7 protein-coding genes are annotated in these 8,025 nt (G+C 74.6%); 4 read left to right on the top strand and 3 right to left on the bottom strand.

The annotated features are described in order from the left end of the window. Nucleotides 1-76: 76 nt before the first annotated feature. The gene (locus ACFCX4_RS32295; protein WP_376150328.1) at nucleotides 77-2,146 is read right to left on the bottom strand and encodes a transglycosylase domain-containing protein; all 2,070 of its coding nucleotides are present in this window, start codon (nucleotides 2,144-2,146) and stop codon (nucleotides 77-79) included. Nucleotides 2,147-2,433: 287 nt separating this feature from the next. Here ACFCX4_RS32295 and ACFCX4_RS32290 point away from each other — a divergent pair, with 287 nt between their 5' ends. Then, nucleotides 2,434-3,129 carry an alpha/beta fold hydrolase gene (locus ACFCX4_RS32290; protein ID WP_376150326.1) on the top strand — a complete coding sequence of 232 codons (696 nt, stop codon included), beginning with the start codon at nucleotides 2,434-2,436 and terminating at the stop codon, nucleotides 3,127-3,129. Nucleotides 3,130-3,162: 33 nt separating this feature from the next. Here the strand turns inward: ACFCX4_RS32290 and ACFCX4_RS32285 are convergent, their stop codons facing one another. After that, nucleotides 3,163-3,450, bottom strand: coding sequence for a hypothetical protein (locus ACFCX4_RS32285; RefSeq protein WP_376150324.1), 288 nt, complete (start codon nucleotides 3,448-3,450; stop codon nucleotides 3,163-3,165). A 674-nt stretch (nucleotides 3,451-4,124) separates the two neighbouring features. On the opposite strand from ACFCX4_RS32285, the gene ACFCX4_RS32280 reads away from it, so the two are divergent. Both ACFCX4_RS32280 and ACFCX4_RS32275 read left to right on the top strand, forming a co-directional pair. Further along, complete coding sequence (locus tag ACFCX4_RS32280; protein ID WP_376150322.1) at nucleotides 4,125-4,727, top strand: carbonic anhydrase; 603 nt, start codon at nucleotides 4,125-4,127, stop codon at nucleotides 4,725-4,727. A 163-nt stretch (nucleotides 4,728-4,890) separates the two neighbouring features. Next, a complete protein-coding gene (locus ACFCX4_RS32275; protein ID WP_376150320.1) occupies nucleotides 4,891-6,378 on the top strand; it encodes a SulP family inorganic anion transporter in 1,488 nt (495 codons plus the stop codon). 159 nt (nucleotides 6,379-6,537) lie between these two features. Here the strand turns inward: ACFCX4_RS32275 and ACFCX4_RS32270 are convergent, their stop codons facing one another. Next, the gene (locus tag ACFCX4_RS32270) at nucleotides 6,538-6,948 is read right to left on the bottom strand and encodes a hypothetical protein (RefSeq protein ID WP_376150318.1); all 411 of its coding nucleotides are present in this window, start codon (nucleotides 6,946-6,948) and stop codon (nucleotides 6,538-6,540) included. A 168-nt stretch (nucleotides 6,949-7,116) separates the two neighbouring features. Here ACFCX4_RS32270 and ACFCX4_RS32265 point away from each other — a divergent pair, with 168 nt between their 5' ends. Beyond that, nucleotides 7,117-7,971: a class I SAM-dependent methyltransferase gene (locus ACFCX4_RS32265; RefSeq protein ID WP_376150316.1), complete on the top strand. Its 855-nt coding sequence runs from the start codon at nucleotides 7,117-7,119 to the stop codon at nucleotides 7,969-7,971. Nucleotides 7,972-8,025 lie beyond the last annotated feature (54 nt).

Genomic DNA, 8,025 nt, shown 5'->3' with positions numbered 1-8,025 from the left:
GCGCTCCCGCAGCCGCCCGGCCCGTCGGGTGCGCCGGCCGTCCACCGCCCGGCAGCCCTCCGCCGTCCGCGCCCGTCTACCGTCCGCCCGCGGCCTTCGGGCCGGCCGCCCCCGCGTCCGGGGCGCCGGCGCCCGCCGCCTTCATGTACGTGCTCCAGATCCTGGCGGGCAGCACCGAGTCCGGGGTGTCCGGGCTCGCCCCGCCGAGTCCTTCGAGGGACAGCAGCTTCATGTCCCGCAGGTCGGCCCGGAAGACCGTGACCGCGGTGGCGAACCGCTCGCCGTAGCCGACCGCCCACCCCACCGTGCGCTCCGGGGTGGTACCGGGCTTCGCCGCGAGCCCGGTACCCGCCTGGGCCGCCCAGCCGGCGCTGCCGCCGCTGACCGCGCCCTTGAGGGCGGTGTCGACCTCGGCGGCGACGCTCGGCGCCAGCGCCTGGACGGTGACGGGCGCACGCAGCGCGAGCGGCTCGCCGTTGCGGGTGACGCTCAGCACCGAGTGGGGGTCGGTGCGGGAGCCGCCGGCGGCGAAGGCGGTGTAGGCGTCGGCGGTGCGGATGGCGCTGGGGGTGGAGTTGCCGACGGAGAAGCCGGGGTTGAGTTCGCCCATGGCGGCGGGCTGGAGCCCGAGCGCGGCGGCGGTCCGCTGGACCCGTTCGAGGCCCACGTCCAGGCCGAGTTGCATGATCGGCCCGTTGACGGACTGCTCGACGGCTCCGCGCAGGCTGACCGGGCCCCAGTCGCGACTGCCCTCGTTGGCGGTCTTGGCGATCTTGCCGTCGCGCCCCCAGTACGGGCCTTCCGGGGTCATCACGTTCACCCCGTTGTCGCCGTTGTAGGTGGTGTCGGGGGTGACCGGGGTCCGGGCGGAGCCCCGCGACCGCTGCACGCCCTGGTCGAGTCCGGCGGCGTACACCAGCGGGGTGAAGGCGGAACCGAGCGGCACGCTGGAGGTGTTGGCGTTGTTGAAGCCCTGTTTGAGGTAGTCGGGGCCGCCGTAGAGCGCGATGATCCGGCCGTCGGGGGCGACGGACGCGGCGCCGACCTTGAGGAACCTGTCGGTGTCCCGGGCGCCCGGGTCGATGCCCTGGGTGGCCTCCTGGACGGCGGCGGCCAGCGCGGCGACCGCGGGCTTCTCGAAGGTGGTGCGGATCTGGTGACCGCCGAGGTCGAACCCGGCCGCGGTGATGTCGCTGTGGCTCTCCAGGTAGGACCTGGCCAGGTCGACGAGGTAGCCGACCTGGCCGCCGAGCCCGGCCGACTTCGGCTGCGGCCTGGGCTCGGGGAAGTCGGTGTACCGGGCGCGGTCGGCGTGGGAGAGCTTCCCGGTTTCGACCATCCGGTCCAGGATCCAGGCCCACCGTTCCACGGCCCGTTCGTGGTTGCCCGTGCTCAGTGCCGGGTCGTACCGTCCGGCGCCCTTCAGCAGGGCGGCGAGGAAGGCGCCCTCGCTGACGTCGAGCTGGGAGACGTCCTTGCCGTAGTAGGCGCCGGCGGCGCGCTGGATGCCGTAGCTGCCGCGGCCGAACCAGCTGCTGTTGAGGTATCCCGCGAGGATGTCGTCCTTGCTCATCCGGTCGTCGAGCTTGACGGCGATGACGGCCTCGCTGAGCTTGCGGGAGAAGTCCTGGCGCTGGTTGAGGTAGATGTTCTTGACGTACTGCTGGGTGATGGTGGAGCCGCCCTGGGTCTCGCCGCCGGTGACCAGCTGCCAGAGCGCGCGGCCGATGCCCTTGGCGGAGATCCCGGGGTCCGAGTAGAAGGTCTCGTTCTCGGCGGCGAGCACGGCCCAGCGCACCGGTTCGGGGACGCCGTCGAGCGGCACCTCCTGGCGGTTGGTCTCGCCGATGCGGGCCATCTCGGTGCCGTCGGCCCAGTAGTAGACGTTGTTCTGCTGGGTGGCGAAGGCGTTGAGGTCCTCGGGGACCTGCGTGACGGTGTAGAACCAGGCCAGCCACCCGGTCGGCCCGAGGAGGACCAGCACCGTCACCAGGAGCAGTTGGCGCCAGGAGGGGAGCCAGCGCCGGATCCCGCGCCGCCCCCTGCGCGGGTAGTCGATCCACCGCAGGGGCCGCCACCCCGTCGGCCGCCACCGCCCGCGTCCGGGCTTCTCTTCCTCGGCCCCGCCGCCTCGCCGTGCACGCACAGTCCGTTCTCCACTTCGTTCGTGGGGACAGCCCCCGTCGAACGGATAGACGCCGCGAGGTCCGGAGCACGAAAGCGGCCGGCGAGTGTGATCATGGTCATGCCTGATCTGCTTGACAGTCAGCAGGTCGGCAGAGCAAGGGAACTGACGCACCGTCGGTTCGACGGAGTCGGCCGGTCGGCACGGGCCGGGTCCGTGGGCGGCCCGGGGCGCATCGGCCGGAAGCCGCCGGGGAAGTGATGGGCCGTGCGGCCGCTCCGGTCGCCGGATGCCGATGCGGAGGCGTGATGAGGGTGGTGTTCGTGCACGGGGCGTGCGTGCGGGACGGGTCGTGGTGGTGGCACCGCACCGCCGGGCTGCTGCGGGAGCGGGGGGTGCCGAGCGAGGCCCCGGCGCTGCCCAGCTGCGGCGAGGCGGGCGTGCCCGCCGGCACCGGCGGTCCGGGACTGCCCGAGGACGTCGCGGCGGTGCGCCGGGTCCTGGAGGCCGTCGACGGGCCGACCGTCGTGGTCGCCCACAGCTACGGCGGCATCGTCACGGCGGAGGCCGCGGCGGGGATCGACTCGGTCCGCCACCTGCTGCTCGTCGCCGGCTACCTGCCCGAGGAGGGGCAGAGCCTGGCGGACTTCGGGACGGGGAGTCCCTCGCCGTTCCTCGACGTCGACCCCGGTGCCGGTACGTTCGGGGTCGACCCCGGGCGCCTCGTGGACACCTTCCTTCAGGACTGCGCCCCCGGGGTGCAGGAGCAGGCGGCGGAGCACCTCGCCCGGCAGAGTCTGCACGCGGCCGGGCAGCCGGTCGGCGCGGCCGCGTGGCAGCAGGTGCCCTCGACCTACCTCGTCTGCGCGCGGGACCGGGGCACGCCCCCGGAGCGGCAGCGCGAGTTCGCCCGCCGGGCCGGCGCCGTCGTCGAGCTGGACGCAGGCCACCACCCGTTCCTGTCCCGGCCCGCCGAGGTCCGGGATCTGCTGCTGCGGTTGTGAACGGCCGGCCGCGGGCCCCGGGGCGGCCGGCCGTCAGGCCGCGGTCCCGCCGCCGTCCAGCTCGAACAGCAGGTGCTCGCAGGCCCGTACGGCGGTCCGGGCCGCCGCCCGGGTCGCTCCCGGGAGGCCGCCCGACTGCCAGCGGTTCAGCCGCACCCCGTGCTGCCGGAGGTCCTGCGCCAGGACGACGTCACCGGCGGCGAACGGACCGCCCGACGGCGGGGAGCAGGCCGCCGCGAGCGGTTCCGCGAGCAGGCCGACCCGCTCAATTCCGGCCGCCGGCGCACCGCTCTCGTGGTCGTGGTCGTGGTCGTTCGTCACCTGGGGTCCTCCGGTCGGGAGAGGTCGTGGTGGAGCGGCTCGTCGGCGCCCCGGACGGCCGCCCGGCCGGTCCCGGCGCCCGGTGCCGTCGGCCGTGACCGTGCCGATGTCGATGCCTGCCGTGCCGCCCGGCTCCCCTCGCGCCCGGTGCCACCGTGCCGCGCGGTGGTCCCCCGGACTCTGATTCGCCGGACGGCCGGAACGTTCCGGGCCCGCCGCCGCCTCTTCCCCGGCCGGGCGGGCCGGCGGTTCCCGGGGGCGCGTTCCGGAGCGGCCGGGGCGTGTCCGCTCCGGAAGGGGGCGTGTCCGACGGAGAGGGGGCGCGCGGGAAATATTTCGCATCAACGTCCCGACGGACCATCAGGTTCCTTGGAGCGCAAGGATTCCATCGCGGAAGGCCGTGTGTCGCTGAAGGCAACAGGATGTTAACCAGATCGGCACATCCTGAGCCCCGAGCATGCTTTTGCCATGCCCATACCCGTGTTTTACTACTTCTTGACGCGTCATCAGGTCACCGGGGGGACACCGAGGGTCACCGACGCGGCTCGGGCATGCCCTGTCAGGCCCGTCATCGCCGCGCCCTCGTACCGGGGACATCTGGTTCCGACGTGCCTGCCCGTCCACCGCCCCTCCGGCCCACACCGAGAGGGTCACCGAAGGAGGCATCCACCCTTATGGAACCGCTCATCGACCGCGCCCGGGCGTTCCCGCAGCGCGCCGGCGACACCGGCCGCGAGCTCACCGGGCTCGCCGCCGGCCAGACCCCGCAGGCCCTGTTCATCACCTGCTCCGACTCCCGCGTGGTGCCCACGCTGATCACCAACGCCGACCCCGGCGACCTCTTCGAGCTGCGCACCGCGGGCAACATCGTCCCGCTCTACCGCGCCGACGGCTCCTCGGGCGAGACCGCGACCATCGAGTACGCCGTCGAGGTCCTCGGCGTGCGCGACATCGTGGTCTGCGGCCACTCGCACTGCGGCGCCGTGGGCGCCGTGGTCCGCGGCGAGGACCTCAGCGTGGTGCCCGCCGTCCGCGCCTGGCTGCGCCACGCGGACCAGGCCGTGCTCCGCGCCGACGACACCGACGTCTTCGACCCGACGGTCGCCGGCCCGGTCCAGCGCCACGTGCTCACCCAGCTCGACCGGCTGCGCGGCTACCCCGGCATCGCCGGGCGGCTGGCCGACGGACGGATCCGGCTGCACGGCTGGTTCTACGAGATCCACACCGGACTGGTCCTCTCGCACCGGGCCGACGCCGGCCTCTTCCTCCCGCTGTGAGCACGGGTACCGACATCGAGCGTCCTGCCGCCCTCGACCGTCCCGCAGTCCCGGCCCGCCGCGCCGTCCCGGCCGTCCCGGTCGGCCCCGCCGGCCCCGGCCGCCCCTCCACCGCCCGCCTCCGGACCACCGCCGTCCGCACCGTCACTCTCCCGAGGACCCGATGACTCGTCGTCCCGCCCTTCGGCTGAGCACTCTGCGCTCCGACCTCCCCGCCTCCCTCGTCGTCTTCCTGGTCGCGCTCCCGCTCTGCGTGGGCGTCGCCGTCGCCTCCGGCGTCCCGGCCGAACTCGGCCTGGTCACCGGCATCGTCGGCGGCCTGGTGACCGGGATGCTGCCCGGCAGCAGCCTCCAGGTCTCCGGCCCCGCGGCCGGCCTGACCGTGCTGGTCTTCGCCGCCGTCCAGGACCACGGCCTCGCCGCCCTCGGCGTCATCACCGCCGTGGCCGGCCTGCTCCAGCTCGCCATGGGAGCCGCCCGCCTCGGCCGGCTCTTCCGGGCGATCTCCGTCTCGGTCGTCCAGGGCATGCTCGCCGGGATCGGCCTGGTGCTGATCGCCGGCCAGCTCTACGCGCTGGCCGACGCCAAGGGCCCGGCCGGCGGGCCCGCCAAGATCGCCGGGATCCCCGGCCTGATCGCCGATGTCGCCGGGGACTCCCGCGCGCTCGCCGCCGCCGCGATCGGCGCCGGGACGATCGCGGTCCTGGTGCTCTGGCCGCGGCTGCCCGCCCGCGTCCGGGTGGTCCCCGCACCGCTCGCCGCGGTGGCCGCCGCGACCGCCGTCACCGCCCTGTTCGACCTGCCCGTCGCCCGGGTCGAGGTCGCCGGCCTCGCCGGCGTGATCGACCTGCCCGGGGCCTCCGACCTCGCGGCGCTCGGCAGCGTCGGCGTCCTCGGCACGGCGCTCGCGTTCGCGCTGATCGCCTCCGCCGAGAGCCTGTTCAGCGCGGCGGCCGTCGACCGGCTGCACGACGGCCCGCGCACCGACTACGACCGCGAACTGCTCGCCCAGGGGGTCGGCAACACCCTCTGCGGTCTGCTCGGCGCCCTGCCGATGACCGCCGTCATCGTCCGCAGCGCCGCCAACGTCCAGGCCGGCGCCCGCACCAAGGCCTCCCGGGTCCTCCACGGCGTGTGGCTGCTGCTCTTCGCGGCCCTGTTCCCCGCGGCCCTGTCCGCCATCCCGCTCGCCGCCCTGGCCGGCGTGCTGGTCCACGCCGGGGGCAAGCTGGTCCCGGTCCGCACCCTGCGCCCGCTCTGGCGGGCCGACCGCGGCGAGGCGGCGATCCTCGCCGTCACGGCGATCGCCATCGTGGTGACCAACCTGCTCGAAGGTGTCCTGCTCGGCCTGCTCCTCGCCGTGCTGAAGAGCGCCTGGGACACCTCCCACCTCCAGGTGGCGGTCACCGAACTGCCCGACGGACCGGTCCGGGTGACCCTCCACGGGAACGCCACCTTCCTCCGCCTGCCCCGCCTCCTGGAGACCCTCGAAGGGCTTGAGGGGCTGCCGGCGGACCGCCCGGTGCGCCTCGACCTCTCCGGTCTGCGTCACCTCGACCACGCCTGCCGCAGTGCCCTGGAGCTCTGGCAGGAACGTCACAACCGCAGCGGCTCCGCCGAACTCCTCGGCCTCCCCGCAGCGGCCGCCTGATCCCGGAGTCCCGCTCCGACCGCCCCCTGCCCCCACCCCGGGCCGCGGCCGCCACCCGGCGCCCGCGGCCCGCGGGCGTTCGCGCCCGGCGGCCGTCCGCCCGGTCCGCCCCCTTCCGCCCCGGGCCCCGCACGGCGGATCCGCCACCGGCGGCCCGGGTCACCGCCAGTGGTCGATGGCGACGTTCAGACGCTTGACGGCCGCGTAGTGGAGGCCGCCGCCGAGGAAGAAGACGGCGCCCAGGGTCCAGGTTCTCCGGTCGTCACCGAGGACGCTCTGACCGCGGCTGATGGACACGACGACGCCGACGAGGACCAGGCCCTGCGCGGCGATGTTCCACACCAGCGAGAGCAGCAGGTTGAGGAAGACGGCGAGGCTGCCGAGCGAGGTGCCCGGGCCGGCCACGAAGGCGGCGGCCACCAGCAGGGCGAGGCCCGCGGAGACGCCGGTCAGCACGGCGATCAGGGGCGAGTGGGGCCCGGTGTCCTGGAGGGCCCAGACGCTGGTGACGCCCAGGAGCACGGCCAGCAGGCCGTAGGCGGCGATGGCACTCGCGTGTCCCGGGATCATCGGACCACCCCTGCTTCCGCACACCGTGGAATTCCCCTCAACGTAGCGGCCCGCCGGGCAACCCGGCAGGCGATCGGGCAAGGCGGTGGGGCGTAGATTCGCTACGCCGGACGGCGCGGGCCGGAAACCCGTTTGAGCGGAGGAACGGCACGTGGTTAGCGTGGTGGCATGAAGAAGACCCCCGCCCCCGACGACTGGCTGGCGACCAACCGCGCGAACTGGGACGGCCGGGTGCCGGTCCACGTGGCCAGCGAGTTCTACGACGTGGCCGGCTTCGTCGAGGGCGGCGACCCGATGCGGGCCTTCGAGGTCGACGAGGTCGGTGACGTCACCGGCCGGACCCTGCTCCACCTCCAGTGCCACTTCGGGCTGGACACCCTCTCCTGGGCCCGCCGCGGGGCCACCGTCACCGGGCTGGACTTCTCCGGTCCGGCCGTCGAGGCGGCCACCGAACTGGCCGGGCGGATCGGCGCGGACACCGCCCGCTTCGTCGTCTCCGACGTGTACGGGGCGGTCGAGGCGCTCGGCGGCCGGACCTTCGACGTGGTCTACACCGGCATGGGCGCCCTGTGCTGGCTCCCGGACATCGCGCGCTGGGCACGGACGGCGGCGGCCCTCGTCTCACCGGGCGGTTTCCTCTACCTGGCGGAGTTCCACCCCTTCGCCGACATCCTGGGCGACGACGGCCGGACGGTGGAGTACGACTACTTCGACCGGGACGCGACGGTCTGGGACGACCCCAGCACCTACACCGACGGCGAGGTCCCGCCGACGGCGCCCACCGTGACCGTCGAGTGGCAGCACGGGATCGGTGAGGTCGTCAGCGCCCTGGTGGCCGCGGGCCTGCGGATCGAGTTCCTCCACGAGCACGACTTCACGCTGTTCGCCCGCTTCCCGGTCCTGGAGCACGACCGGGGCTACCGCTATCCGGCGGGACGGCCGCGCGTCCCGCTGATGTACTCGATCCGCGCGAGCAGGCCCGAGCGGTCCGCACCGGCCGAGCGGCCCGGCCCGACGCCCTGACCCGAACGGCGGTACCGCCCGACCCGGCCCGGCCGCCGCCGGCCCCCTTCCGTC

This window comes from Kitasatospora sp. NPDC056327, from assembly GCF_042261735.1.
Classification (GTDB): Bacteria; Actinomycetota; Actinomycetes; order Streptomycetales; family Streptomycetaceae; genus Kitasatospora.
The sequence above is the reverse complement of the archived record's forward strand: the minus strand, read 5'-3'. Positions and strand labels throughout refer to the sequence as shown.